Genomic DNA, 26,994 nt, shown 5'->3' on the forward strand with positions numbered 1-26,994 from the left:
CTTTTGATTATTGAGTAACTTTACCTCATTATCTCTTGATTTTCCTCTTCCCCCATAGTCCCTCTCTGAGTGGACTCGACTTTACGGTATGATTGGGGGGAGTTAGTCTAAACTCCAGTGTAAAGCTTGTATTTTGCGCTCAAAATTTGCTTGATTGAGTCGATATAAATTATGTTCGGGAATTGATTGTAGGGTAATAATTTCCTGTTTAATTATTTCTAAAAGTTGCAAAACTCGCTTTTCTTCACGAATAATTTTTTCTCTCCCCACTAGGGACGGAACCCAGCCAGCAGCTTCTCCCTGTCCAGAAAAAGCTTTTAAAACTTCTATTTCGCCAGCAGCATTTTCTCCTAACAAAATTCCATACATTTTACCTTGAGGATTGGTGATAGTTGTCATCAAATCTTGGGCAATTTTTTCAGCCAAAAGAGTGCGGGGCAAGCGCAATAACTCGCCCGTTTCGGGACAAATTCCTTGATAATAATAAGTAACTTCCTTCACTATTTAAGAATAGTAAAAGGGCTAGAAATCCCCCTAAGAAAAACAATTGGCAAAGAAATCAATAGTTTCCTGTAAAGCGACAATAAAGCGATCGATTTCTTCTCGGGTATTATAAAAATATAGACTTGCCCGCGCGCTGCCAGAAGCATCAAAAAGGCGGTGTAGAGGTTGGGTACAGTGATGACCGGAGCGAATAGCGATTCCTTCCTGGTCTAATAAAGTAGCTAAATCACTAGCATGAATCCCTTCCACATTAAAGGCGGCTAAACTAGCCCGACCTTGGCCTGTTAAACTAGGTGGCGGCCCGTAAATTCTTAAACCCTCAATTTCTCCTAATTTTTTGAACAAATGAGCGGTTAATTCTTCTTCGTAGGCATGAATATTATCCATACCTAAACCCATTAAATATTCTACCGCAGCACCGAGAGCGATCGCTTCGCCGATAGCGGGGGTTCCAGCTTCAAATTTGTGGGGCAGTTCGGCACAGGTAAAATGGTCTAAATAGACTTCCGCAATCATTTCGCCACCACCAAAAAAGGGCGGCATTGCCTCTAAAATGGCCTCTTTGCCGTACAAAAATCCAATACCGGTGGGGGCGCACATTTTATGACCACTAGCCACCAACCAATCACAATCTATGGCCTGCACATCAATGGCTAAATGGGGGACACTTTGACAGGCATCAATTAATACTTTCGCCCCGACTTGATGGGCAAGGCTGACTATTTCGGCAACGGGATTAATACAGCCTAAGGTGTTAGAAACATGAAGGACAGCAACTAATTTAGTTTTGTCAGATAATAAGGATTTATATTGTTCTAAATCAAAGCTTTCTTCGCTGGTTAATTGCACATATTTAATCACCGCCCCCGTCTTTTGGGAGATAATTTGCCAGGGGATTAAATTACTGTGGTGTTCCATGACCGAGAGAATAATTTCATCCCCTGCTTTCAGGGTATTTAATGCCCAACTGTAGGCGACTAAATTAATCGCTTCCGTGGCGTTGCGAGTATAGACAATTTCCCGACGAGAAGCGGCATTAATAAACCTAGCGACCTTATCTCTGGCCCCTTCGTAGGCTTCCGTTGCCCGGACACTTAAAGTATGCGCCCCCCGATGCACATTGGCGTTATCTTTTTCGTAATAGTTTCGCAGGGTTTCTAATACTTGAATCGGTTTTTGGGAAGTGGCGGCACTATCGAAATAGATAAGGGGTTTATCGTGTACGGTTTGATGAAGGATAGGGAAATCGGCGCGGACTTTTTGGGCGAGAGTTTTTTCTTGGATAATTGTCATTTTAGTCAGGAGTCAGAGGGGTACTTTGGGCAGGTTGGCATCCACCCCGGTAGAGTTATTCCACAGTGCGACAGGCGACGCATTGCCCCAATCTTTGGCGCAGGGATTCTAGAGGAATTTTAGCTAAAATCTCGGCCGAGAAAGCATCAATTAACAAACTGCGGGCGGTGTCGGCACTTAAGCCCCGGCTTTGCAGATAGAATAAATCATCGGCTTCCAGTTGGCTAACGGTTGCCCCGTGGGAACATTTGACGTTATCGGCGGTAATTTGTAATTCGGGTTTGGTGTTGACTCGTGCCTTGTTAGAAATTAACAAATTCCGATTTAACTGGGAGGCGTTGGTTAATTGGGCGGGCTTGGGAACAAACACTTTACCATTAAAGATAGCGTGAGCGCTACCATCAACGATACATTTATGCAGTTGCTTGGTGATGCCATGGGGATGGTTGAGATAGATGGCGCTGTGGGTATCGGCGGTTTGTTGTCCGGTAATCATGGCTAATCCGTGCAGATTTGTCTCGGTTTGTTCTCCTTTTTGCAGGATATCGAGGTTATGACGGCAGAGTTTAGCGCCCAGATTTATCTCGTTGAGAGTGTAACGGCTATCGCGCCCTTGTTCAATTATCGTGCGTCCGATGTGAAAACCATCTCCTGATTCCCTTTGTACTCTGGTATGGATGACTTCGGCGTTGGCTTCGAGATAAATTTCCGTGACAGCGTTGGTAAAATAAGCGTAATTTAGAGGTAAATCGGAGCAATGTTCGGCTAAAGCCCCGTAATTCTCAATAATATTGACACTAGCTCCCGTTTCGGCCACGATTAGGCTATGGGGCTGATAAAAGCGGGGAATTTCCTCCACAACGGTGATAAATAAGAGATGTATCGGGGTTGTGACGACGGTATTAGCGGTGACGTGAATTACTGCCCCATCCCTTAGGCCAGCTTGGTTGAGTGCGGTAAAAAATTCGGGTGTTTTTTCTTTCCCTAGATAGTTGACAAGAACATCTTTTTGTGCATTGGCGAGATTGCTGACGCTGACACCGGCGGGTAAAGCGGTGATATCGGACAATTCGGGCTGATAAATGCCGTTAACGAAGACTAGGTGGCTGTTTTTGGCTTCGGGTAGCAAAAAGGCAGCGAGGGCATTTTTATCGATTGTAACGGTTTGGGGGACGCGAAAATCGATCGCCCATAGTTGACTTAAATCGGTGAATTGCCATTCTTCATCTTTTTTGCCCGGGATGGCTAATTCTTGAGCTTTACTGGCTCCCGATTCTCTTAATTCGAGAATTTTACCGTTATCGATAGTGGGAACCGTTTCTCGGGACAATTTTAACAATAATTCTCCTGATTGTTCAGGTTTCGTGATTATGGCTGTCATTGGTAGGAAGGGGTGGAGGTTGGGGTGTGGGGTGTGGGGTGTGGGGTGTAGGGTAGTAGGGTAGTGGGGTAGTGGGGTAGTGGGGTAGTGGAGCATTTGGCTGAAATTTCCCTAAACCCCTAAATCCCTATCACCCTATCTCCCGACTCCTGAATACTGACTCCTGAATACTGACTCCTGATAACTGATAACTGATAAGGCTCTTCTGGTTTCTGTGTGGAAACGAGGTCTATACTGATAGTTTTTTCCACAAAATAGTCCTAAAAGTGTTGCCTAGTAAGCATTTCACGATTCCATAAGCAAAAATTATCACACAAGCCATTTGATGATGCTCACTTAATACATACCGCTCACTTAATACTCAAAACTGACTACTGATAACTGATAACTGATAACTGATAGCTAGATTACTTAACGGCTAATAATTGTTCGTCGAGGAAATCGTAGCCAGTTCTTTCTAATTCGAGGGCTAATTCTTTACCGCCACTGGTGACAATGCGCCCATCGTACATAACATGAATAACATCGGGTTCAATGTAGTTGAGCAGACGCTGATAGTGAGTGATAAGTAAAAAAGCGTTATCGGGAGTAGCTAATTGATTGACTCCCTGGGCAACAATTCGCAAAGCATCGATGTCTAAACCGGAGTCAATTTCATCGAGAATTCCTAAAGTAGGTTCTAATAAGGCCATTTGTAGGATTTCATTACGTTTTTTCTCGCCACCGGAGAAACCTTCGTTTAAACTTCTGCTAAGAAAGCTAGGATTCATCTGGACAACTTCTAGTTTTTTCTCGACTAATTCCTCAAAGTCAAAACTATCTAATTCTTCCAAGCCTAGATATTTTTGTCGGGCATTATAGGCAACGCGAAGAAAATCGAGGTTACTAACGCCGGGGATTTCTAGGGGATATTGGAAAGCAAGAAAGATACCCATAAGCGCTCGTTCATCGGGTTCTTTTTCTAAAAGGTTTTCGCCTTTATAAATTATTTCTCCCCCAGTTACTTCATAATCGGGATGTCCAGCGATTACTTTGGAAAAGGTACTTTTTCCTGAGCCATTGCGTCCCATAATTGCGTGGGTTTCACCCGCTTTAATTTCGAGGTTAACTCCTTTAAGAATCTGGTTTCCATCAATACTAGCGGTCAGATTTTTTACTGATAAAATTACTTCACTCATGAGATGTTTTTCTAGAACAAAAATATTAGTTTTTTGGTTGACGGCGAGTCATCAATTGATGGATAAATTGTCTTAGCTTTTGGTGGGTTACGGCTATCGCCTAACCCACCCTACTTTACTGATTACTGATTACCCGACGGTTCCTTCGAGCTTGAGACTTAGGAGTTTATCAGCTTCGGCGGCGAATTCCATCGGTAATTTACTGAGGACATCCTTACAGAAACCACTGACTAACATAGAGACAGCATCTTCTTCGGAAATGCCCCGTTGTGCGAAGTAGAATAATTGGTCTTCACCGATTTTAGAAGTAGAAGCTTCGTGTTCTACTTTAGCACTGTTGTTATCCACCTGAATATAGGGAAAGGTGTTAGCTTCGGCATTATCTCCAATCAGCATAGAATCACACTGGGAGTAATTTCTTGCTCCCTTGGCTTTCGGTCCCATTTTCACTAACCCGCGATAACTATTTTGGGAGTTACCCGCAGAAATTCCCTTAGAAATAATGGTACTCTTGGTGTTGCGGCCAATGTGAATCATTTTCGTACCTGTATCGGCCTGTTGTTTGTTATTAGTTAGGGCAATTGAGTAGAATTCCCCGACGGAATTATCGCCAACTAAGACACAACTGGGATACTTCCAAGTAATTGCCGAACCAGTTTCTACTTGTGTCCAAGAAATCTTAGAATTAACTCCTTTACACAGACCCCGTTTAGTGACGAAATTGTATATACCTCCCTTACCATGAGCATCGCCAGCGTACCAATTTTGTACAGTCGAATATTTAATATCCGCATTATCGAGGGCGACTAATTCCACGACGGCGGCATGAAGTTGATTACTATCGTACATCGGAGCGGTGCAACCTTCTAAATAACTTACCGATGCCCCTTCTTCAGCGACAATTAAAGTTCTTTCAAATTGTCCCGTCTCACCGTTATTAATCCGAAAATAGGTGGACAATTCCATAGGACAGACGACACCTTTGGGTATAAAAACAAAAGAACCATCGCTAAAAACGGCCGAATTAAGAGCGGCAAAATAATTATCACCCACGGGAACCACAGTACCGAGATATTTCTGCACTAAGTCGGGATGTTCCTGTAAAGCTTCCGAGATAGAACAGAAAATAACCCCCTGTTCTGCTAGTTTTTCTTTAAAAGTTGTGGCGATAGAAACGCTATCAAAGATAGCATCTACAGCCACGTTAGAAAGGCGTTTTTGTTCCGAAAGGGGAATGCCTAATTTTTCAAAGGTTTCGATTAAAGTGGGGTCAACTTCTTCAAGACTGTTGAGTTTTGCTTTTTTCTGTTTGGGTGCAGAGTAGTAGATAATATTTTGATAATCAATGGCAGGATAGGAAACGTGCGGCCAACTGGGTTCGGTCATCTTTTGCCATTGATGGTAGGCCCGGAGACGAAAATCGAGCATGAATTCCGGTTCCTTCTTTTTCGCCGAAATTAGGCGAATAATCTCCTCATTTAAACCGCGAGGGATGGTTTCCGATTCGATATCGGTGACGAAACCGTACTTGTAGGGTTGGTTAACGAGGTTTTTAACGGTGGTTGCACTCATGGGGGTTGGTGTTCTCTCTACGCGGTAGGCAGGGGAGGCAGTTAAACAACTTTCTTGTTGTTTAAATTGATTATATAATAGATTAACAACAAAGCTGTTGTCAAAGTCACGGAAAATTTCAGAGGATTCTGGTAAACCTCTGTTATTCAAGTTACTCTGTAGGGGTAATTGGCCGCTCCTTGACTCTCAGCAATTGTACGCTAAAGCCTCTGTTTTTGGTATCATGACCACGACTCAACCTGCCTCGACTAAAGACGATATTCTGCAATATTTGCTCAAAAACGGTCAATCTACCGCCCAAGACTTGGCTGAGGAGTTAAGTATTAGTCCGCAAGCGACGCGCCGCCATCTTAAGGATTTGGAGGGGGAAGGACTGATAGAATATTTTGCCGTACAAAATAAGATAGGACGGCCTCAGCACATTTATCGTCTCAGTCGTCAAGGTCGTGGCCGTTTTCCCCATAATTACGATAATTTCGCCGTTTCTTTCCTCAATACTCTCGTGGAGACGGTGGGAGAGCAACAGGTGGGGGAAATTCTCAAAAAACAGTGGCAACGCAAAGCGGCAGAATATCAATTGCGCCTCGGCAAGGGGTCTTTAGGGGAAAGAATGAGAAAATTGCTGGAAATTCGCCAAGAGGAGGGTTATATGGCAGAATTAGTGGCACTGGAAGCAGAAAATAGTTATGTCCTAGCCGAGCATCATTGCGCTATTGCTGAGGTGGCTGGTTCCTATCCCAGTATCTGTGGCCATGAATTAGAAATGTTTGCGCTGCTGCTGCCCGATTGTACGATCGAACGGACTCACTGGATCAATCAAGGTGAGCAACGATGTGGTTATCTAATTAAGTGCAAGGGATGACAGAGAAAGATTAGTTATCTCTAGACTACCAGCTACTGTTCTGGCGTTCCCTAAAACCAGAGACTTCACCTAACCCGCACTGCTGCCCAATAAAAATAAACTTAACAGGGTGCCACCATTCCAGAGACTATGAACCAACATCGAGGATAATAAATTTTTCGAGCGGGTGTAAACAAAGCCAAGAACACAACCTAGGACGGTTAAAGGCAGCACTTCTGACAAATTTTGGTGAGCAAGGGCGAAAATCAAACTACTAAGAGCGATCGCAGCCCAGACCGGCAGATAACGAGTCAAAGAAGCTAGTAAAAAGCCGCGAAAGACAATTTCCTCGAAAAAAGGAGCGGCAAGGGAAGCAGTAAAGGCAAAACAGAGTAAAGCGAAGGTATTCTGGGATTCTAGAGCTAAAGTCAGCAGCGGGTTACTGCCCCCTTGTCCTTGCCAAATTAGTTGATTAAGCAAAGAAACGATAATAACCAGGGGTAAAGCGACAAAATAGCCGGCTAATCCCCAGAGAAACCAAGGACTAAAGAGGTTAAAACGAAACCAATCGGGAGGTAAAGGGCGAAAAGGCTTGATCGCTAGGTATAAAACCGATAAACTGCTCACTGTTAAGGCTAAATAACTAACTACAACGTATATTGCTTTAGCTTCTAGGTTAAATTGTTCGGGATTGAGACTCAAGAAACTCGATAAAATCCCGAAAATTACCGGTAAAACAATTTGTCCGACGAAAAAGAAACCGATAATTATTCCCCACCAGAGGGTTTCTCCTCCCCACTTAGTTTGCCAAGCGAGACTATCATCTAAAAAGAGCAGCGATCGCTGTTGGCGGAGAAGCCACTGCAATAATAAAAAGATCAACAGCACAACACCGATTAAACCGCCGATAAGAGGCAAGAAAGCCAGTAAAATTAGTTTAATTAACCCATTAGCCGCCACTTCACTCTGTTCTTCCTCTAAAGCGAGTAAATCCTCTTGACGATTTTCGAGACTATATAATTTTTCCAGAATGGTATAACGAAACCATCCTTGAAAATTGCGCTCGATTCTCGCTTCAGCATCGGCAGCAATTTGGGGGGGTTCACCGTACAATCCCTCTAACAGCAGCGCATTTTGTAAAACAGCAGGTTTATAGTTCTCAAATTCTGATTTTTCCTTGATGTCTTGCCAGATTTGCCGTGCTGAATCCAAGTCACCTTGACTAGCTTGAATGAGACTTAATTTTAGCTCTAAATCTTTTAAGGAATTGATTTCGCGCTCAAGGGATTTTTTTTGTTCGGGATTAACTGCTGATTTTTCTAGTTCGGTGATTGTTTTTTTGGCACTTTTCTGTGCTGATAAATACTGTTCCTCGGCAGTGGTATAAGGAGCTTCACCGATCAGGGAAGTTTGAATTAATTTAAGATTAGCAAATTCCTCGCTATTAGGGTCAGCATCGCTGCTTAGAGTGGTGGCTTGTAGATTGAGATTGGTTTGATATAGTTGAATATTCGATTGGATTTGGGGCTGATTAACACTAGAAATTAAAGCTGTAACTACTGGGGTTAAGGCAATAATTGTTAAGACAAAAGCGATCGCTTGTTTGAGACTTTGCCAGGGGAGTTTTTTTGAGAAATTATCGAACATGAAAATAGTTAAGTGGGAGTTAGGGGTTAGGTGATGGGGTGATGGGGGTTGGGTAATAGGTGTTGGGGTTTTAGGGTTTTAGGGTTTTAGGGTTTTAGGGTTTTAGTTGAAATTCCCCCATTTCCCCATTTCCCCATTCCCCCATTTCCCTATCCCTAATCCCTATACCCTAATTATTAACTAACTACTTGAGAAAAAAGCTTTTCGTATTGATCCAAAGTCTTTTCAAAGGCATAATTTTCCTCCGCGTATTGTCGTCCCTTTTCTCCTAGTATAGTTGCTAAATCTGGGTTTTTATATAGCCTTAAAATAGCCGTAGCTAATGCCTCTGGATCTTCAGGAGTAACCACCAAACCACCACCACTACGCTCGATCGCCCTAGCGGCGGTTCCATCGGCGGGAACAGAAGCAATGATAGCACGGCCACTAGCTAATAATACCTGAATTTTGGACGGCATATTAAAGGAAATAACGTTATGTTTTTGCATCACCATACCCACATCGGCAGCTGCTAACATTTCTGGTAATTTTTCCCGGGTTTGAAAGGGTAATAAAAGCACATTACTGGCCCCCTGTTGTTGGCGATACTTTTCTAGGCGATCGAGGGCTTCTTTTTTACCAACAATTACCACTTTAATCTCAGGGATGTCAACTAAGTAAACTGCAGCATCGATCAGGGTTTCTAGGGGTTGGGTTAGGGCAATATTGCCAGAATATAAAACCACAAATTTGCCCTCAAGATGATTTTCTTGGCGAAAATAATTATTGTTTTTCGGCAGAGGTTTAATAAAGCTTACATCCACCCAATTAGGAATTTCAATAATTTTCTGACTCGGCACATTTTTAGTTAGGAGATTTTTGGTAAAACCATCGGCAATAACTGAGATTTTGCTGGCAGTTCGGTAGGCAAATTTTTCGAGACTACTAAAAACCTTAATCATTTTCTCATTAGTTAATAATCCCACATGAACTGCCGCATCGGGCAAAATGTCCTGTAAATTTAGAATAATCGGCACCCCATATAATTTACTCAATAAAGCGGCGGGAACGCAAACGGGTAATCCGGGGACAGTTAAGAAAATTAGATCGGGTTTTTCACCTTTAAGAGCCTGAAAGAAACTCAAAAAAACAAAGCTCAATTCAAAGAAAATTCGATTTTTTAAACTTCTTTGGGGACGCGCCCAGACGTAGGAACGTTGAATTTTAACACCATTTCGTTCTTCTTCTAGATAGATTTTTCCTCGGTATTCGGGATCGATTTCACTATTAGGATACCAAGGAAAAGCGGTTAAAACCCTGACTTGATGACCTCTTTTAACCAATCCTTCCGCTAATTCTGTCATCAGGGGAGCGATGCCGATCGGTTCGGGGTAATAGTTATAAGAATAGAGCAAAATTCGCATAGGGATGGCAATTTGGTTGGGCGATTCAGTTTCATGATTTTATCAATAGTTACTGGTTTTTTGACAAATCAGATGCGCTTTTGTCAGGGATTGCCCTAGAAAGAGGTTTGGCATCAGGTGAGGATTAGCGGTGAGAGATTCCGAAAAAAAGGGAAATTGGCTAATAAATTAATCCTCAAAACCCCTAACTATTCCCCCTTACCCCTGCCTAAATACTGACCCTTATTTTTCCCTTACCCGGTGGCCGATATCACAACGATAATAGATGCCCTCAAAGTGTATCCTTTTCACCGATTGATAGGCAAGTTCGATCGCCTGATTAAAATTAGCTCCCATAGCCGTGACACCCAAGACGCGGCCGCCATCGGTGAAGATATCGCCGTGTTTTAAAACCGTGCCGGCGTGGAAAACGATCGCCCCTGCGGTTTCAGCGGCCTTAATTCCAGTGATCAACCGGCCTTTTTCGTAGTGGTCAGGATAACCGGCAGACGCAGCCACCACACAAACGGCACTACCGGAGCGCCATTGTAAAGAGGGGAAATCAGTTAATTTTTGTTGAGCGCAAGCCAGCAGCAGCGGTGCCAGGGGAGTTTCCAGTAGGGGTAAAACCGCTTGGGTTTCGGGATCGCCAAAACGACAGTTAAATTCGAGAACTTTTGGCTCTCCGGCGGGGGAAATCATTAAACCGGCGTAGAGGACTCCCCGATAGTCAATGCCGCGTTTTTGCAGGGTGGCGACGATAGGGGCGAGGATGTCCCGATCCACCGCTTCTATAATAGCGGCGGTGGCTATGGGTGCGGGGGCATAAACTCCCATACCGCCGGTATTTTTGCCGGTATCGCCTTCACCGATGCGCTTGTGATCTTGGGCGGGTAGCAGGGAACGAAAGCTGATCCCATCGGTGAGGGTGAGGATCGACACTTCTTCCCCCTCTAGGAATTCTTCCACCACGACTTTAGTAAAGCCACTGGTAAAAAGATCATCGATCGCTTCTAGGGCCGTATCTACGGTTTCGGCGACAATTACCCCTTTTCCTGCGGCTAATCCGTCAGCTTTCACCACAATTGGCCCTCCTTGCTCTCGGATATAAGTTTTTGCTAATTCTGCATCGGTAAAGGTTTCCGAGGCGGCGGTGATAACTCCTGCTTCGCTCATTAATTCTTTTGCCCAGGATTTGCTCGATTCAATTAAGGCCCCGGTTTGTGTGGGGCCAAAAACGGCAATTTCCTGGCCCAGAAGATGATCGGTAATGCCGAGGGAGAGGGGATATTCTGGCCCGACAACCACCAGATCGACGCAATTTTCTCGGGCAAAGCGGCTAATTTCGGCAAAATCCTCCATTGCTATGGGGATATTTTCACATTGAGGTAAAATTGCCGTTCCCCCATTACCTGGAATACAGAACACTTGTTCTACTTCGGGCGATTGCAGCAGTTTCCAAGCCAAGGCGTGTTCTCGACCACCACTGCCGATAACGATAATTTTCACGGATAAACGCAGCCTAAATGACGATGGTTTAATTATCCCCTAGCTCCGGGTCACCATTGGCTAGAAGTTGAGATTACTTAACTTTTTAATCGATTTGACGGATTCAGGAGGCCGGCTTCGGCCGTGAGATCAGCCGAACGGAGGCAGCAGATTATTTCTATTTATTCTCCCCCCGCAACGCGCACGAAGTGGTCTCCCCACTTCCCCCCTTCTCCTCTCATAGACAGTCTTAACAAGTAATTTAGATAGCGAACAGCTGATCACTGGATTTGACGGAGACAGGACAAATCAGCTTGGCCGAAATGAATACTAAAAGCTACTTGCAGATTTTCTAGGGATTTAACCAACCAAGGCACTTGATCGCAAGAATAACTCTCGTAGTGGTTAAATAGAATCGAAAAACGTTTATCTAAGTGGGGTTTTGCCTTGGGACAGATCAAAATCAACTTGAGCAATAACCCCACAGTCGGAGTTACCCCCATATTGGTGATCATATCCATAAACATGTAATGATCGGGTTTTTGCCCGCTTTCCACCACCAGATAATTTAACAGTTGGCTAGAAGTACGCAGCATGAGAAATTCACTCGGTTTTTGTTGATCGCAGTGGGGTAGAGTATTTTGCAGGATATCGTCGAGTTTTTTGTTAAATTGCCCCTTGTCGTAGTCTAAGGAGGTAATCAGATAATCGTAGAGGTCATTTTTAAAATCTTTATAGGTAGGGGTATAAACTGTATTCGCCAGAAAATTTTGCGAAAGAGCCTTATGAGTATAATTTCCTGCTACCGTCCCCAGATAATACTTGAGGGCGCGATTTAGATACTTATCATTGAGCAGGGTGGGATTTTCTACCGGTTGAATGATTCTCCCCGCTTCTTCCCTGCTTTTTGGGCTATGGGCCGCCTGCGCCAAACGTACCTGATAGGTGACATAACGAGAGAGATTTACCTCGAAACGCCTCTCGGTTTTCACTTTAATACGTCTAACGGTTTGTCGCTGTTCTCGGGGACTTTCATCACCGAGTAAATAGTAATCATAGAGATAGGGATAACGACTAATCAGGGTTCCCAAGGAAGCGGCGGTTTTTTCGCTGTATTTGCCGCTAATAATTCTCGCCAGACGCTGCAGCCTAACGTAGTCATCCGAGAGGGTAAAATTTTTGACCAGATTACCCAAATTACTGGGGCTGCTGTAATCTCCTGGACGTGGGGAGGGCAAATTTTCCAATAGCGATACCAATTCGGGAATTGCTGGCTGATGGGTGGGCTGCGTTTGCCATCGATTCACTAAAATATGACAGCAGCGGTTAAAGAAATGATAAAAACGAATTTCGGCATCCTTAGCCTTGACAAGACGCTCTAGGGCTAAATAAATAGGAGCTTCTTGATAGCCGCCACCTTCGATAAACAAACGACAAAAATCCTCGATTAATTGCTCGGAAGAATCGGTCCGTGCGCGGTCGAGCCAATAATCGTATAGTAGCTGTTCTTCGTCTCTTGTTTGTCTTTGTCCAGTGTTTAGACTAGCCATGGTTATTTGATTCAGCCCTCCTAAATCAGTAAGCGGATGGATTTTAGGGCTATGTCCATAAAGGGGTCAATTGTGATTAGATAGTAGATGCTCCCTTCTTAGGATGCCCCTATTTTGGGTCATTGTACTGATCGAGTCGATCCATTTTAGCATGGCAAGTTTGGGAAAATTCCCCTTGGCTTACCCAGCCAAGCTTGCGGACTATGCCCAGATTACTAAAAATTTAGGCAGCGTACCCTGCTAATTAAGTTAGCGAAAAGAAACCCCACTTGGATGTGATCTAAGTCACATTTAAACCTAAATCCATCTTCTAGATAATTCGGAATTTACTCCTAAGTATTTTTATTGTCTATGGCCTGTCATTTATCCCTCAATCAACTAGCTCAATTATTGTCCTTACAAGATAATGGTGACATAAGTTTTAGTCCCGATAGTTTAGTATCTGGCATTAATACTGATAGCCGTAGTATTGAGTCAGGACAAGCATTTTTGGCATTAAAAGGGGATAATTTTAATGGTCATGATTTTATCGATATGGCTATCGAAAAAGGAGCGGCGGCATTGATTGTCGATCAGCCAGTTTCGTTAAATTACTCTAAAAATATTCCTGTATTCCTAGTCCAGAATACCCTAGAAACCTATCAGCAATTGGCCCATTGGTGGCGGAATCAATTTACTATACCCGTGATTGCTATTACAGGATCGGTGGGGAAAACCACCACTAAAGAATTAATCGCCTCGGTATTAGCAACCCAGGGAAAGGTACATAAAACCCTGGCTAATTATAACAATGAGATCGGAGTGCCGAAAACTCTCCTCGAACTGGATGAAACTCACGATAGTGCCGTAATCGAGATGGGAATGCGGGGAAGGGGAGAAATTGCCCTGCTCGCTCAAATCGCCCGACCGACGGTCGCCGTGATTACTAATGTGGGAACCGCTCACATCGGTCGTTTGGGGTCGGAAGCGGCGATCGCAGAGGCCAAATGCGAGTTATTGGCCGAGTCCCCTTCTAGTAGTATAGCGGTTCTTAACTACGATCACCCTTTACTTACCGAAATAGCTAAACGGGTATGGCAGGGGGAAACAATTACCTATGGCTTCTCTGGCGGCGATATAGTCGGGGAATTACTGGATTTAACTACTTTACGAGTAAATGGACTAGATTTTAACTTACCTTTATCCGGTCGTCATCATGCTTTAAATTTTATGGCGGCCTTGGCCGTAGCGAAAATTTTAGGCATCGATTGGACTTCTTTGCAACAGGGAATTAAAGTTAATTTACCCAGTGGTCGGGCTAAACGTTACCAATTAGAGCCAGATATCCTACTCCTCGATGAAACCTATAACGCCGGTCTAGAATCAATGTTAGCGGCCTTAGATTTACTGAAAGCTACCCCCGGTCAGCGGCATATTGCTGTTTTAGGCACGATGAAGGAGTTAGGGCTTTTTTCGGAGCAATTACATCGCCAAGTCGGTGAGAGGGTGCAAAAACTAGGCATAGATCGCTTGTTTGTCTTGGTAGATGACCCGGAAGCTAAGTTTATTGCTGAGGCTGCTACTGGGGTCGATTGCGAATGTTTTCAAACTCACGCAGATTTAATTAATCGTTTAAAGGAAGTGATCGATTTCGGCGATCGCATTTTATGCAAAGCTTCCCATTCCGTCGGTTTAAATCGCGTGGTGGAGGAGTTAATCAGTGATATTGGGGGTTAGGGAATAGGTGTTAGAGAAGAGCGCATTTTTTAGCAAGAATAGCCGATTAAAAACTGTTTTTTCAGCGATTTTAGTCCTAGTTTTCTTTTTTTCGGCCGCTCAAGTCTCTTTTGCCCAAGCATCGAGACGACTGGAGACTTATCTCCCAGATATCAGTGGTTTAGCTTGGGTAGAAGCGGATATTTTTCTAGGGGTTCACGATGCCAAAAATAAGGGCAAAAACAGTGATCCGTCTCAACCAAGGCTGAGTCTTTTACAGCTGCCTACCCAGGAAAAACCCCTATTATGGCAGGTTTTAAGGGTAGATTGGCCAAAACCAGAGGGATTGAGTAACGATCTCGAAAGTATTACTTCTATCCCAGAAACTAATTTATTTTTGTTGGCTGAAAGTGGCGAGAAAAAACCTTTTCAAAGACTATTTTTACTAGCATATAACCAGCAAAAAGTCAAGATAGTTGAGCAAATAAATTGGCCAATTCCAGTGGAAAATGTAGAGGCGATCGCTGTTAGCAAACAGGGCGATCGTTATCTATTTATCTACGCAGAACGGGCCGATAGTCAAGAGAGTACAAAGATTCGCTGGACGGATATCTCGTTCAATCCCTTAAAATTCGGGGAATTTCAGTCGGTAACTTTTCGGAGTCCTTTTGGTAGTGGTAAAAATATTCGCCCCATCTCCGATTTAGCCGTAGATAAGCAAGGTAATATCTACATAGCTTCCGCTTACGATCCAGATAGTGCGGGAGTGTTTAGGAGTGCTGTTTACCGTATTGGTCAAGTTAAAGCTGATAATAGCCTAATTATTGCCCCTAATCCCCAAAAAATTGCAGAAATCGACGGCTCCAAAGTGGAAGCGGTGACAACCAGAGAATCTCCTAGAGGTAAAATAGAAGTCTTTATCGGTACAGATGACGAGAATTATGGCGGTTTTATGCGACCTTTGCTGTTAGTTGACATCCTCGCGGCCGTAAACGGACGGCGATTCCTACTACAACAAGCTTAATTGCTCGTACTTTTGATGGATTGACGCGACCCGGGATGCTGCTTCTTTAACAGAAGTCTTACGCTTTCCGACCCGTCCATTTTTAGTCTCCGAATGTCCTCCGGCGACCTTGATATTTACCGCAGCGTTTACATCTCGATCATGAAAAGTCCCACAGAAAAAACATTCCCATTCACGGATATTTAACGCCTTTTTCCCCCCGATATTTCCGCAACAGGAACATCTTTGGCTAGTTTCCAGGGTTCTTCGTTACTTGTTATGGTTCGATAGGGTGGCATAAATCGACTAAATCCTTATCTGGCAAGAGATTTAATTGATTAGTTCGCTCTAGATCGAAAACAATTGACAAAAATCGCCAAATGACCGAAGAACCAATTCTATTTAATACTGCACACTTAAAAACTCACATCTGATAACTGATAACTTACCCACTGATAACTTACCCACTGATAACTGAGAGGTGCGCCACTGGAAGTTCTTAAGTGCTATATTAGGGATCAAGAAAAGCCGTCCTAATAAGGACGGGGTTTTAAACCCAAATTTTCGATAAAAGCATTCATACTCATTATTTTATCTACCATCATTCCCCCCTATCCTCTCTGGTATTATCCCCATGCTTGATGCCGTCATAATTTTATTATTCGTCTTCGCTATTGCCAGTATTGGTTATAGTAGCGTGGACTTGCTGCCGGTTACTGTCCAGTCGCAAATCACTAATATTGAAGCTTTACGCTGGTTATCGGCGGGTTTTGCCTCAATTATTGGTTTAGCCCTTGGTTTAGTTGCCCAAACTACCTATCGTCGTCTAGAAACCCAAGTACGGCAAACTCCGATCGAAGTTATTTTAACCCGTTCGGTCGGTCTAGTTATCGGTTTGTTGATTGCTAATCTGATCCTAGCCCCGATTTTCTTCCTACCGATTCCTAGAGAATTCTCGTTTATTAAGCCGATAATCGCCATTTTAGGCAGTATTATGTTTTCCTATCTGGGGGTTAGTTTAGCTGATACCCACGGTCGCACTTTTTTGCGTCTGATTAACCCCAATAGTATGGAATCAATTTTAGTGGCAGAAGGAACCCTGCAAGCGGCCGCCACCAAAGTTGTTGACACCAGTTGTATTATTGATGGTCGTATCGAACAATTGTTAGACACGGGATTTATCGAGGGACAGATACTCATTCCCCAATTTATCCTTCAGGAATTGCAACAGTTAGCGGATGGCAGTAACGACCAAAAACGAGTTAGAGGAAGACGAGGATTAGATATATTAAACCGGATGCAAGAAGAATTTCCCGATCGCATTATCATTCATCCGGCCGATTATGACGATATTAGCACCGTAGATGCTAAATTAGTCCATCTTGCCCAAGAAATTAACGCCACCTTGCTCACTAACGATTATAATCTCAGTAAAGTGGCCAATCTGCAAAAAGTCACCATCTTGAATGTCAACGATCTCGCCCAAGCAGTACGCCCGATCTACTTGCCTGGGGATACTTTGGACCTAAAAATTCTCAAAGCAGGAAAAGAACCCACCCAAGGCATCGGTTATCTAGAAGATGGCACGATGGTAGTGGTAGAAGAAGGAAAAGATTATCTAGGGGGAGAATTGCGGGTAGTGGTGACATCTGCATTGCAAACCTCTGCTGGACGGATGATTTTTGCGAAACCCCAAAATTCCCTGATTGCTTGAAGGGAATAAAAGCCAAAAAAGCCTCAAATACAGGGCCAGAGGGGATTGTATTTGAGGAATTTCATTTTTTAAGGGAAGTTAAGTCACCAATCGAACTATCTAGCCAATTGATACCTAATTAAGCTGGTTTATTGATTACAGCCATGGACTGACGAGCAAAACCGAAATAACTATCCCAGAATTGTTTCTGACTATCGAGGGCAACTTTGGTGGCGGTTTCTTGGGCGGTTAGGTAGGATTTCACCCATTCTTGTTGATATTCGAGGGATTTAACCAAAGTTTCTGGAAACTCAAACACTGGTGTAGTCGTGGGAACACCATTACCCCAAGCGGACAGAAGCAGTTTCTGCCATTCGGCTAGGTATTTTTGGTATTCTTCAAGATAATTGGTGTTCATAGAATTCAAACCGCTAACTAACCCATCTGGAAGGAGATGGTGAGAAAGTGGGGCGGTGTTGCCACCTTCTCGAAAGCAAAACCGGTGCCGAGATAGAATACAATATTCCATCCCTTCCTTAATTATAACCTGAGTTTGCGATCAGCCCCAATCTTCATGCGATCGCCGTCAGCCCAGCCTATTTTTTTGGTGACTCGGAACTGACGCTAAAATAATCCTACTCTAGCCATTTTCTCCCAACTATGATCGATCGCCCTATTCATGTAATTGGTGGAGGATTAGCGGGGACTGAGGCGGCGTGGCAGATAGCCCAAGCAGGTATTCCCGTGATCCTGCACGAAATGCGCCCAATTCGCTCTAGTCCCGCCCACCATAGCCAATTTTTAGCCGAATTAGTCTGTAGTAACTCCTTTGGTGCCATGGCGGTGGATCGCGCCACCGGGTTACTCCATGAAGAATTACGACGCTTAAATTCTCTAGTTATTGCCCAGGCCGATCAGCACAGTGTCCCCGCAGGAGGGGCTTTAGCGGTCGATCGAGGGGTCTTTAGTCGAAATTTGACGGAAATCTTGGCTAACCACCCTCTAATCACCTTAAAACGTCAGGAGATCACTGAAATTCCCCGGGATGGTATCGTCGTTTTAACCACTGGACCGTTAACCAGTGCTGCTTTAGCCGCAGATCTGCAAAATTTCACGGGTCTGGACTATCTGAGCTTTTTTGATGCCGCTAGTCCGATTATTCTAGGGGAATCGATCGATCGATCGATCGCTTTTCTGGCCTCCCGTTACGATAAAGGTGAGGCCGCCTATCTCAATTGTCCCATGGATCGGGAACAATACCTGCATTTCTGGCAAGAACTAAAACAGGCAGAACAGGCAGAATTAAAGGATTTTGAGCGAGAAAATGCCAAATTTTTCGAGGCTTGCCTACCAATCGAAGAATTAGCCTGTCGGGGAGAAGATACCATGCGTTTTGGTCCCCTGAAACCGGTGGGATTAGCGGATCCCAGATATCCGGATCAACGTCCCTATGCAGTTATACAGTTGCGAATGGAAGATAAAGCGGGGCAATTGTGGAATATGGTGGGATTTCAAACTAATTTAAAATGGGGTGAACAAACACGAGTTTTCCGTCTGATTCCGGGGTTAGAAAAGGCCGAATTTGTCCGCATGGGGGTGATGCACAAAAACACCTTTATCAATTCTCCCCAGTTATTATCCTCCAGTCTCCAGTTTAAATCGCGACCGACGCTATTAGCGGCAGGACAGTTAATCGGGACGGAAGGCTATACGGCTGCGGCTGCTGGGGGATGGTTAGCGGGAACTAATGCCGCTCGTTTAGTTTTAGGATTAGAAACGGTGACATTGCCGACCACAACGATGATGGGGTCATTATTTGAGTTTATCAGCAGTGCCGAACCGAAACATTTTCAACCGATGCCGCCAAATTTTGGCATTTTGCCGAATTTTAGCCAAAAAATCCGCAATAAACGGGAACGTTACGGTCAATATGCCGATCGCTCTTTGCAGGATTTAGAAGCATGGTTAAATCAGCTAAAAACTCCCTGTCTCGTCTAACTGTCAATCGCTAAATCGATCGCCCATAATAGAGAAGGAACCTATTTCTTTCTCTATCGCTATGCCAAACCCCGATTTTTTCCCTCCCCAATCCTACAGTCAAGAGGATGTGCAGGAAATTCTCTATTTGGCTATCTCCCGTCAAGGGGATAAGGGAGAAATTACCCGTCAACAGTTGTTAGAAATTGCCGACGATTTAGCTATTGAAGTTAAAGACTTAGAAGCAGCGGAAAAGGACTGGCAAGAGTCAAAAATGCTCAGTTATAAGCGGCAGGAATTCGATCGCTTTCGTCGCGAGGAGCTAAAACATAAAACCGTTCGCTATCTGATTATTAATAGTTTTTTTCTTACCATTAATTTAATTAGTGCGGGAACAATTTCTTGGGCAATTTATATCTTTTTGCTGATGGGTTTACCTCTTTCTCTCTCGGCTTGGAAAACTTTTCAAAATCAAGGAATTGCCTATGAAGAGGCATTTAAACGCTGGAAAATTAAAGAGGAAATGAAAGAATCTTTTACCAATCTTTGGACTCAAATTAAAAAGTTTTTACAGTTTTAATATTGTTGAAAAAGGAAGATTTTTAAAGGGAAAACTATCTTCTAAAATCGGGCGTTACTTTCGATTTTTTCCCTCAATCCAAGTCTTTGGGGGGTAGAACCCCCGCGCATTAGTTTTTCGGTGGGATGCTTACACGCGGTTGTTCATATATTTGTACCAGTTTAAGGGTTACTGATAATTGTTGATTGTCGGTGTTTCTGCAAATGTGAGATGCAGCCTTTTCGTGAACCACGGAGAGACAAAGGAGACAAAAAGGAGACAAAGTTGAGCTTTGCACGACTACTTACTGTCATCAAAAATATCTAGCTGCTGCAGAGAGGGGGAATTATCCGACTTAACCGGTTTAATTTTCTTAATTCCCTGACGCAAACCGATCGCAATTTTACTATGTTTTTCGATTTGACCCATCACCTGCATGGCACGATCGATCACAGAAGCTGGTAAACCGGCTAATCTCCCCGCTTCGATACCGTAGGATTTATCCGCGCCTCCCGGTCGTACTTGGTGCAAAAATACTATCTCATGGGGTAATTCTTTGACCGTTACCTGATAATTGGCTACATTCTCTAAAATTGAGGCTAATTCGTTCAGTTCGTGGTAGTGAGTGGCGAAAATCGTCCGCGATTGCAGTACCGTGGCTAAATACTCCGCCACAGACCAAGCTATGGATAAACCGTCAAAAGTGGCTGTCCCCCGGCCAATTTCGTCTAATAATACTAATGATCTCTCCGTGGCGTGATTGAGAATATTGGCAGTTTCGTTCATTTCCACCATAAAGGTGGATTGGCCGGTAGCGAGGTCATCTACAGCCCCCACCCGGGTGAAAATGCGATCGCAGATGGAGATTTTGGCCGACTTTGCCGGGACAAAACTACCGGTTTGGGCCAACAATTGAATTAATCCCACCTGTCGCAGATAACAACTTTTGCCACTAGCATTGGGACCGGTGAGAATAATCAAGTCGGGGTATTCTAAACCCTCCTGATTGCCCAAATTAATCGAATTCGGCACAAAAAAGCCGGCCCCAAGCGATTGTTCCACCACGGGATGACGACCATCCTTAATATCGATAAGACGACCATCCGCGATTTCTGGGCGACAATATCCCTGATAAACGGCGATTTCTGCCAATCCGGCCAACACATCCAAAGCGGCGACTTTTGTGGCTACTTCCCGGATTTCTGGGGAAAATTCGGACACTTGACGACGTAAATCGCTAAAAATCTCGTATTCTAACTTATTTAATTCATCTACTGCCGTCAGAATTATATTTTCTTTCTCCTTTAACTCGGTGGTGATATAACGTTCCTCATTGACTAAAGTTTGCTTACGCACATAATCTTTTGGGGCGAAATCGGCTTTACTGCGGGGTAAACTGATATAATAACCGAAAGTTTTGTTATAATTAACCTTAAGATTACTAATACCCGTTCTTTCTTTTTCTGTCGTCTCCAGATTCTTAAACCAATCGATTACTTCCTGATAGTCGCGCCGCAGGGCATCCAATTGGGCATCAATTCCCTCACGAATCACCCCCCCTTCCTTCAGATGCAGCGGAGGAGATTCCACCAGATGAGCGATTACCTGCTGGCCTAATTTTTCTAAATCGGCGGGAATTTGCTGTAAAGCTTTCAAATAAGGCGAATTTCCTAAGGCGACCAAAGCCGCTAAATCGGCTAATTTGACTAAAGATGCCGCTAGGGAAAGTAAATCGCGCGCATTAGCTGTTCCTGCGCCAACACGACCGCTTAAACGTTCTATATCGTAGATTTCCCTTAATTTTTGCCGAATATCTTGGCGCAAGGAGGGATTATCCTTTAACTCTTGGATAGTATCTTGACGGGCGCGAATACCACGAGAATCTAAGAGAGGTTGCAGTAACCAACGACGTAAAGCGCGACTACCCATGGCCGTACAAGTGCGATCGATCGCCCATAATAGAGAACCATAGAAGCTACCATCGCGCACCGTTTGGGTAATTTCAAGGTTGCGACGGGTTTGCCCATCTAAAATCAAAAATTCCGAGATAGAGTAGGTTTTTAAAGGTTGTAGGGGGACTTGATTGGCTTTTTGGGTATCTTCAATGTATTCTAATAGGCCTCCGGCAGAGCGAATAGCAAGGGGTAAATGTTCGCAGCCCATCCCCTCTAGGGAACGCATTTTATAGGTGATTAGGAGACGATTTTTCGCTTCTGTGAGAGTAAAGATAGTTTGGGGACGGAGAGAATAACAAAAACTATCGGGTAAACAGGGGGGGAGATGGTCGGATTTTTCTCCGGGGCGCAAAATACGGTTTAAATCGGGGGCATTGATGGGAAAAAGGATTTCCGAGGGCTGTAAACGGGTTAATTCTAGGCTTAAAGCCGTTAAATCGCTGGCTTGGGTGGTGTAGAATTCTCCGGTGGAGATATCTGCATAGGCTAATCCCCAATTTTCTCCGGTAATCACCACTGCGGCCAGAAAATTATTCTTTTTTGCGTTTAACATTCCCTCATCGGTGAGGGTTCCGGGGGTGAGCAGTTTGGTGATAGCGCGTTCTACTAGCCGTTTTTCGGCGGCTGCTTCCGTCGAATCCTCTACTTGGTCACAAATCGCCACCGCATAGCCTTTTTCCACCAATAAACGACTATAGCGCTCTAGGGCGTGGTGGGGAACCCCGGTCATGGCGACTCTCCCAATACCTTTACCCCCTTCCTTGCTGGTGAGAACTAATTCTAATTCTCTGGAGATAATCACCGCATCCTGAAAGAAACACTCGAAAAAATCGCCCACACGATAGAGTAAAAGGGCATTGGGATAGGTTTCTTTTACCTCCACATAATGCTGATACATGGGGGTGAGTTTACTGCGATCGAGTCCGCGATAATCACGATGGGGATCTTTATTGGTAGCCGGTGGTTCTAGGGGAAAATCCGAGGGGAGAGTCATGGGTCAAAGAAAGCTGGACAATGTTTTAATCAACTGTTCCCCACCGCTTGGCTGAGTGGGAAGTTTCTGACGCTTCTTCGTCGATGGCGGTTGCCTCATACTTCCGCACGAGGAGAACCACTTAATGGTTCCCCTTCCTGTACCTTCCCCACTCCCCTAGGCTGAGAGTGGGGACTGACGCAGGTTCGTTCAATCAAAAATTGAACGGACAAAACTGATAAGCGATAACTGACAACTGAATTAGATAGACACTTCGCTTAATTCGCGGGTGAGATGATCAAAGGGTTCAGCGATCAAAGAGGTGTCGGCAATACCCGCATCAAGAGCCATGGTTTGAATCATTTCGCTCATGATTTGGATACCGCGCACCGTCGGACCGATGGGAACACCGAGGGAATTATAGGTTTCCCGCAGTCCTTGCAGTACCCGCTCATCTAGAACATTAGTATCAGCAGCTACTAGGGCATAACTGGCATAGCGGAGATAGTAATCCATATCCCGCAGACAGGCAGAATAACGACGGGTGGTGTAGGCATTACCCCCAGCGCGGATCAATTCGGGAACTTCTTCAAATAGACGAATCGCCGCCCCACGCACGAGCGCCGCCGAATTAGCGTTAATTAGGGCGGCGGCAGCTAGACGGGCAGTTCCCGAGGCGAAATATTGTTTAAGATTATCGATCGCATCTCGATCGAGATAACGTCCGGTGACATCGTATTTTCTAATCAGGCTAGTTACCGCGTCTCGCATTATTAAGTTTCTCCCAACAGCAATAAAGACATTTTTGAGTTTCGCTTTATTTATAATCTCACAGGGTTGAACTTCGGGGGACATCCCTAGTCTAACTCTCTTGCTTGTCTAACAATTTGTTGTTTTTTTGAGACATTTCTTTACATTTAAGGCATTGGGTGGACTTGCTCTGAGTGGCGGAATTATCCCTTATTGGTCGAGGTGGTGGACGAGGCACTCAAAACGACGAGATTATCCCGATGAATAATGGTTTCTGCGGCCATATAACCTAATAAACTGGCAATACGCTCGGAATGTTGACCTTTAACTCGATCGATCTCCTCACTACTATAATTAACAATTCCCCTAGCCAATTCCCGGCCTTCTTGATCGCACAATTGCACCGATTCGGAGGCGCTAAATTCCCCTGCCACTTTGGTAATCCCGGCCGCTAGGAGAGATTTTCCCCCCTGACAAATGGCTTGAATCGCCCCAGCATCGAGATAGATTTTACCCATGGGCATTAGTCCGTAGGCGATCCAGCGTTTGCGGGCGTTATCACTGCGTTTTTGGGCTTCAAAACGGGTTCCAATCGCCTCTCCTGCCATAATTTTTAAGATATTGCTGGGCTGCCGTCCCCTAGTAATCGCCATTTCTACCCCGGCGCTGGTGGCAATCCGGGCCGCTGCCAATTTAGTCGCCATACCCCCGGTCCCCCACTGACTGCCACTACTACCGGCATCGATCGATAGTTGCGCTAATTCCGCGGGACTAACTCGGGCAATGGCCGCCGCTTCGGGAAATAGCCGCGGATCGGCACTGTAGAGGCGATCCACATCGGTGAGGATAAATAACCAGTCAGCCTCGATTAAACTGGCTACAAGGGCTGATAAGGTGTCATTATCGCCGAATTTTAACTCATCGATCGCCACGGTGTCATTTTCGTTGACAATGGCAATCACCCCTAATTCAAACAAAGCCTGAAAAGTATTATAGGCGTTGACATAACAGGTGCGTTCCATTAATTCGGGACGGGTCAGCAAAATTTGGGCGATCGGTTGACCAAGACTGGTAAAGAGGTCATCATAGATCCGCATCAGACGACCTTGACCGACGGCGGCGATCGCTTGTTTGAGGGCGATTTTTTTCGGTCTTTCCTGTATTCCCAGACGACGGCAGCCGACTCCCACAGCACCAGAAGATACTAATACCACCCGATGACCGGCAGCGCGCAACCGGGTGAGGACTTCCACTAAAGCGGCGATCGTGGAGAGGGATAATTGTCCAGTTTCATTATCGGTCAAACTGGAAGTACCGATTTTGATCACTATGGTTTGGTTCATCGTCAAAGGGTGTGGGGTGTGGGGTGTGGGGAGCAGGGAGAAACAATTTATAACTTGAGAGTTAATCACACTATTAAAAACGGATTTGGTATTAGGTTTATTCAGCCAGACCTAGATAGCCAAAGCTTTGATGGCAACTTTAATTAAAGTATAAAAACGGGGTTCAGTCACGTTGACTTCTCTAGCTTGTTGCCGATTTTTGCCTAATAAACCAATTCGCTGCCCTTTCTGCACGACTAAAATATCGCCCTGTTCATTTTTGATGCGAATCTCGTTTAAATCACCCCAAAAACTACATTGATACATTTTTTCGGCGTGCATAAAAATTGCTTTTTTAATATTATTATTTTCTTGGGGTAATCGCACTCCCACTAATTCAATTTCTATAGTTGTATTGCCGTTCCAAGTATTTTCTTTTAGTTTATAGGCAATATCTAAACGATTTGGCAAAGGACAATATTCGCCCCAACGCCAAGCTAATGCCTTAATTCTGGTATCATCGGTTTGAGCCAGCAATAATTTTAAATGATTTTTTCCGATAGTTTTCTGTTCCACTACCCGCACGTTAGGAGTCCAAAAAACGGGTAATTCATTGCCAATTCCCCAGGGTTGCAAACTATCAATTTGTTGAAAAAGTTCGAGAGTAATTTGTTTAAAGTCAATGATAGTATCAATTTTAATTAAATGTTTTAATTGTTCTATTTGTAAAATTTTGTGAGAAAATTGACTTAATCTTTGTTTAAATGCTAGTAAATTAGCTGTGGGTAAACTAAAACCCCCCGCCATTTTATGACCGCCAAATTTTCCTAGTAAATCTTGGCAAAATTGCAGGGCTTCAAAAACGTGAAATTCTTCAATTCCTCTGGCAGAACCGCGAATTTTACCCGTATCTTCTTCCTCGTAAGTACCGATAAAAACTGGCACTCCGTAGCGTTCCACTAGACGGGAGGCCACAATACCAATTACCCCATGATGCCAATCTTTTTCGACTAATACTAAAACTCGATCTTTTTGCCAAAGAATCGGTGTTTCTTCGACTAATTTAATCGCTTCTTCTTCAATTTTTTCGCACAATTCTTGACGGGTACGATTAATTTGTTCGCACTGCATCGCTCTTTCTAAGGCAATTCCCGCATCATCGGTGGTTAATAATTCAATAACTATCTGGGGATCACCAATTCTGCCAATTGCATTAATTCTCGGTCCCAATTTAAAGCCAATATCATCCGGTTGTAATTGCTTTTGTTCCTCGCTAATTCCCGCTATTTGCATGAGGGATTGAATCCCGACTAATTGGGATTTGGGTAATTTTCTTAAACCCCGTTTTAACCAGCGACGATTTACCCCGATTAATGGGGCTAAATCTGCTATAGTGCCTAGGGTAAATAATGCTAATAATGACTCGGTTAATCCCTGTAATTTACCCATTTTTTGGGCAGTTGTCACCGCTAAAATATAGGCGACTCCCACCCCCGCTAATCCCTGATAGGGAGAGTTCGGGGTTAATAATTTTGGGTTGAGAATAGCGGAGGCATTTGGTAAAATTGGCGGCAGATCGTGATGATCGGTGATAATAACTTTTAATCCTAATTCTATCGCTAGGGCGATCGGTTCGTGAGCGGAAATACCATTATCAACGGTGAGAATCAATCCCACTCCCGATTCGGCAAATTCTTCGACAATGCGCTGATTAATTCCGTATCCCTCTTTCATGCGACTGGGAATTGCATGATTCACGTCCGCACCGAGATGTCTCAAGGCTCTTAGTAGTAAAGATGTACTGGTCATGCCATCGGCATCGTAGTCCCCACAGATAGCAATTTTATCGCGTCTAGCGATCGCTTTTACTAATAAATTGACACTTTTTTCTAAATCGGGAAATTCTCCCAGGGGAGAGGGTAAGCTATCCACTTCAGGATCTATATAAGTTTTAGCTATTTCTGGGGTATCAATACCGCGATTAATTAAGATAGTTGCTAATAACGATGATAGTCCCATTTCTCGCGCTAACCCCTCGATTTTTTCGGGATTAGCTGCGGCAATATACCAGCGTTGGATGGGATATTTGTAGGCCATTTTTTTCAAGTAAAAAGGTAGTGGACTGTTTCAGCTAATTTGGTGCAATAGATTCTCCCGATTCCTCCTCCTCAAACACAGGATAAAGATGTTTCAGCTTGACCCTAGCATCGCTGGTCGTAAACGTCCATATT

Annotated in this window: 19 protein-coding genes and 2 pseudogenes; 6 read left to right on the forward strand and 15 right to left on the reverse strand. The window is 44.2% G+C overall.

Going from position 1 to position 26,994, the window contains the following annotated elements; all coding sequences use genetic code 11:
- Nucleotides 1–120 precede the first annotated feature (120 nt).
- The 5 genes and pseudogenes from EWV84_RS14485 to sufB form a co-directional block, all read right to left on the reverse strand.
- A pseudogene (locus EWV84_RS14485) lies at nucleotides 121–501 on the reverse strand (RluA family pseudouridine synthase); the annotation flags it as partial.
- 33 nt (nucleotides 502–534) lie between these two features.
- Nucleotides 535–1,797, reverse strand: a complete 1,263-nt coding sequence (locus EWV84_RS14490) for a SufS family cysteine desulfurase (RefSeq protein ID WP_287078547.1) — start codon at nucleotides 1,795–1,797, stop codon at nucleotides 535–537.
- A 55-nt stretch (nucleotides 1,798–1,852) separates the two neighbouring features.
- Complete coding sequence (sufD, locus tag EWV84_RS14495; RefSeq protein WP_286826569.1) at nucleotides 1,853–3,178, reverse strand: Fe-S cluster assembly protein SufD; 1,326 nt, start codon at nucleotides 3,176–3,178, stop codon at nucleotides 1,853–1,855.
- A gap of 407 nt (nucleotides 3,179–3,585) precedes the next feature.
- A complete protein-coding gene (gene sufC / locus EWV84_RS14500) occupies nucleotides 3,586–4,356 on the reverse strand; it encodes a Fe-S cluster assembly ATPase SufC (RefSeq protein WP_287078548.1) in 771 nt (256 codons plus the stop codon).
- A 129-nt stretch (nucleotides 4,357–4,485) separates the two neighbouring features.
- Nucleotides 4,486–5,928 (reverse strand): Fe-S cluster assembly protein SufB, encoded by a 1,443-nt coding sequence (sufB, locus tag EWV84_RS14505; RefSeq protein WP_287078549.1) that lies wholly within the window; start codon nucleotides 5,926–5,928, stop codon nucleotides 4,486–4,488.
- Nucleotides 5,929–6,151: 223 nt separating this feature from the next.
- On the opposite strand from sufB, the gene sufR reads away from it, so the two are divergent.
- Nucleotides 6,152–6,790, forward strand: a complete 639-nt coding sequence (sufR, locus tag EWV84_RS14510; RefSeq protein WP_002789066.1) for an iron-sulfur cluster biosynthesis transcriptional regulator SufR — start codon at nucleotides 6,152–6,154, stop codon at nucleotides 6,788–6,790.
- A gap of 69 nt (nucleotides 6,791–6,859) precedes the next feature.
- Here sufR and EWV84_RS14515 read toward each other — a convergent pair whose 3' ends face one another.
- The 4 genes from EWV84_RS14515 to EWV84_RS14530 all read right to left on the reverse strand — a co-directional run bounded on the left by EWV84_RS14515 (nucleotide 6,860) and on the right by EWV84_RS14530 (nucleotide 12,836).
- On the reverse strand, nucleotides 6,860–8,416 hold the full coding sequence (locus EWV84_RS14515; protein ID WP_287078551.1) for a CPBP family intramembrane glutamic endopeptidase: 1,557 nt from the start codon (nucleotides 8,414–8,416) through the stop codon (nucleotides 6,860–6,862).
- A 176-nt stretch (nucleotides 8,417–8,592) separates the two neighbouring features.
- Nucleotides 8,593–9,819 carry a glycosyltransferase family 4 protein gene (locus EWV84_RS14520; RefSeq protein ID WP_287078552.1) on the reverse strand — a complete coding sequence of 409 codons (1,227 nt, stop codon included), beginning with the start codon at nucleotides 9,817–9,819 and terminating at the stop codon, nucleotides 8,593–8,595.
- Nucleotides 9,820–10,041: 222 nt separating this feature from the next.
- A complete protein-coding gene (gene purD, locus EWV84_RS14525; protein ID WP_287078554.1) occupies nucleotides 10,042–11,307 on the reverse strand; it encodes a phosphoribosylamine--glycine ligase in 1,266 nt (421 codons plus the stop codon).
- A gap of 260 nt (nucleotides 11,308–11,567) precedes the next feature.
- Nucleotides 11,568–12,836, reverse strand: a complete 1,269-nt coding sequence (locus tag EWV84_RS14530; RefSeq protein WP_287078555.1) for a Sll1247 family protein — start codon at nucleotides 12,834–12,836, stop codon at nucleotides 11,568–11,570.
- Between the two features lie 351 nt (nucleotides 12,837–13,187).
- On the opposite strand from EWV84_RS14530, the gene EWV84_RS14535 reads away from it, so the two are divergent.
- On the forward strand, nucleotides 13,188–14,552 hold the full coding sequence (locus tag EWV84_RS14535; RefSeq protein WP_287078556.1) for a UDP-N-acetylmuramoyl-tripeptide--D-alanyl-D-alanine ligase: 1,365 nt from the start codon (nucleotides 13,188–13,190) through the stop codon (nucleotides 14,550–14,552).
- Nucleotides 14,553–14,559: 7 nt separating this feature from the next.
- A complete protein-coding gene (locus EWV84_RS14540; protein WP_287078557.1) occupies nucleotides 14,560–15,555 on the forward strand; it encodes a hypothetical protein in 996 nt (331 codons plus the stop codon).
- Here the strand turns inward: EWV84_RS14540 and EWV84_RS14545 are convergent.
- Nucleotides 15,541–15,789, reverse strand: a pseudogene (locus EWV84_RS14545) (zinc ribbon domain-containing protein); the annotation flags it as partial. The gene EWV84_RS14540 and the pseudogene EWV84_RS14545 overlap by 15 nt on opposite strands.
- Nucleotides 15,790–16,168: 379 nt before the next feature.
- On the opposite strand from EWV84_RS14545, the gene EWV84_RS14550 reads away from it, so the two are divergent.
- On the forward strand, nucleotides 16,169–17,248 hold the full coding sequence (locus tag EWV84_RS14550; RefSeq protein ID WP_286824606.1) for a PIN/TRAM domain-containing protein: 1,080 nt from the start codon (nucleotides 16,169–16,171) through the stop codon (nucleotides 17,246–17,248).
- Between the two features lie 118 nt (nucleotides 17,249–17,366).
- Here the strand turns inward: EWV84_RS14550 and EWV84_RS14555 are convergent, their stop codons facing one another.
- On the reverse strand, nucleotides 17,367–17,645 hold the full coding sequence (locus tag EWV84_RS14555; protein ID WP_043995783.1) for a hypothetical protein: 279 nt from the start codon (nucleotides 17,643–17,645) through the stop codon (nucleotides 17,367–17,369).
- A 242-nt stretch (nucleotides 17,646–17,887) separates the two neighbouring features.
- On the opposite strand from EWV84_RS14555, the gene trmFO reads away from it, so the two are divergent.
- Nucleotides 17,888–19,225: an FADH(2)-oxidizing methylenetetrahydrofolate--tRNA-(uracil(54)-C(5))-methyltransferase TrmFO gene (trmFO, locus tag EWV84_RS14560; protein WP_287078558.1), complete on the forward strand. Its 1,338-nt coding sequence runs from the start codon at nucleotides 17,888–17,890 to the stop codon at nucleotides 19,223–19,225.
- Nucleotides 19,226–19,286: 61 nt separating this feature from the next.
- Complete coding sequence (locus EWV84_RS14565; RefSeq protein WP_004266818.1) at nucleotides 19,287–19,784, forward strand: 2TM domain-containing protein; 498 nt, start codon at nucleotides 19,287–19,289, stop codon at nucleotides 19,782–19,784.
- A 279-nt stretch (nucleotides 19,785–20,063) separates the two neighbouring features.
- Here the strand turns inward: EWV84_RS14565 and mutS are convergent, their stop codons facing one another.
- From mutS to recJ, 4 genes are all read right to left on the reverse strand, one after another.
- Nucleotides 20,064–22,712: a DNA mismatch repair protein MutS gene (gene mutS, locus EWV84_RS14570; protein ID WP_287078559.1), complete on the reverse strand. Its 2,649-nt coding sequence runs from the start codon at nucleotides 22,710–22,712 to the stop codon at nucleotides 20,064–20,066.
- Nucleotides 22,713–22,952: 240 nt separating this feature from the next.
- The gene (gene apcB, locus EWV84_RS14575; protein ID WP_502692619.1) at nucleotides 22,953–23,462 is read right to left on the reverse strand and encodes an allophycocyanin subunit beta; all 510 of its coding nucleotides are present in this window, start codon (nucleotides 23,460–23,462) and stop codon (nucleotides 22,953–22,955) included.
- A 182-nt stretch (nucleotides 23,463–23,644) separates the two neighbouring features.
- Entirely contained in the window at nucleotides 23,645–24,784 is a 1,140-nt protein-coding gene (gene proB / locus EWV84_RS14580; RefSeq protein WP_287078560.1) for a glutamate 5-kinase, read from the reverse strand.
- A 111-nt stretch (nucleotides 24,785–24,895) separates the two neighbouring features.
- Entirely contained in the window at nucleotides 24,896–26,860 is a 1,965-nt protein-coding gene (gene recJ / locus EWV84_RS14585) for a single-stranded-DNA-specific exonuclease RecJ (RefSeq protein WP_287078561.1), read from the reverse strand.
- Nucleotides 26,861–26,994 lie beyond the last annotated feature (134 nt).

It is taken from the genome of Microcystis sp. M_QC_C_20170808_M3Col (assembly GCF_007095505.1).
Lineage (GTDB): Bacteria > Cyanobacteriota > Cyanobacteriia > Cyanobacteriales > Microcystaceae > Microcystis.

What these genes read in the sequence shown, in the direction of transcription:
- EWV84_RS14490 (WP_287078547.1), bottom strand. Translation starts at nt 1,797, where the DNA reads ATGACAATTATCCAAGAAAAAACTCTCGCCCAAAAAGTCCGCGCCGAT.
- sufD (WP_286826569.1), bottom strand. Translation starts at nt 3,178, where the DNA reads ATGACAGCCATAATCACGAAACCTGAACAATCAGGAGAATTATTGTTA.
- sufC (WP_287078548.1), bottom strand. Translation starts at nt 4,356, where the DNA reads ATGAGTGAAGTAATTTTATCAGTAAAAAATCTGACCGCTAGTATTGAT.
- sufB (WP_287078549.1), bottom strand. Translation starts at nt 5,928, where the DNA reads ATGAGTGCAACCACCGTTAAAAACCTCGTTAACCAACCCTACAAGTAC.
- sufR (WP_002789066.1), top strand. Translation starts at nt 6,152, where the DNA reads ATGACCACGACTCAACCTGCCTCGACTAAAGACGATATTCTGCAATAT.
- EWV84_RS14515 (WP_287078551.1), bottom strand. Translation starts at nt 8,416, where the DNA reads ATGTTCGATAATTTCTCAAAAAAACTCCCCTGGCAAAGTCTCAAACAA.
- EWV84_RS14520 (WP_287078552.1), bottom strand. Translation starts at nt 9,819, where the DNA reads ATGCGAATTTTGCTCTATTCTTATAACTATTACCCCGAACCGATCGGC.
- EWV84_RS14530 (WP_287078555.1), bottom strand. Translation starts at nt 12,836, where the DNA reads ATGGCTAGTCTAAACACTGGACAAAGACAAACAAGAGACGAAGAACAG.
- EWV84_RS14535 (WP_287078556.1), top strand. Translation starts at nt 13,188, where the DNA reads ATGGCCTGTCATTTATCCCTCAATCAACTAGCTCAATTATTGTCCTTA.
- EWV84_RS14550 (WP_286824606.1), top strand. Translation starts at nt 16,169, where the DNA reads ATGCTTGATGCCGTCATAATTTTATTATTCGTCTTCGCTATTGCCAGT.
- EWV84_RS14555 (WP_043995783.1), bottom strand. Translation starts at nt 17,645, where the DNA reads ATGAACACCAATTATCTTGAAGAATACCAAAAATACCTAGCCGAATGG.
- trmFO (WP_287078558.1), top strand. Translation starts at nt 17,888, where the DNA reads ATGATCGATCGCCCTATTCATGTAATTGGTGGAGGATTAGCGGGGACT.
- EWV84_RS14565 (WP_004266818.1), top strand. Translation starts at nt 19,287, where the DNA reads ATGCCAAACCCCGATTTTTTCCCTCCCCAATCCTACAGTCAAGAGGAT.
- mutS (WP_287078559.1), bottom strand. Translation starts at nt 22,712, where the DNA reads ATGACTCTCCCCTCGGATTTTCCCCTAGAACCACCGGCTACCAATAAA.
- apcB (WP_502692619.1), bottom strand. Translation starts at nt 23,462, where the DNA reads ATGCGAGACGCGGTAACTAGCCTGATTAGAAAATACGATGTCACCGGA.
- proB (WP_287078560.1), bottom strand. Translation starts at nt 24,784, where the DNA reads ATGAACCAAACCATAGTGATCAAAATCGGTACTTCCAGTTTGACCGAT.
- recJ (WP_287078561.1), bottom strand. Translation starts at nt 26,860, where the DNA reads ATGGCCTACAAATATCCCATCCAACGCTGGTATATTGCCGCAGCTAAT.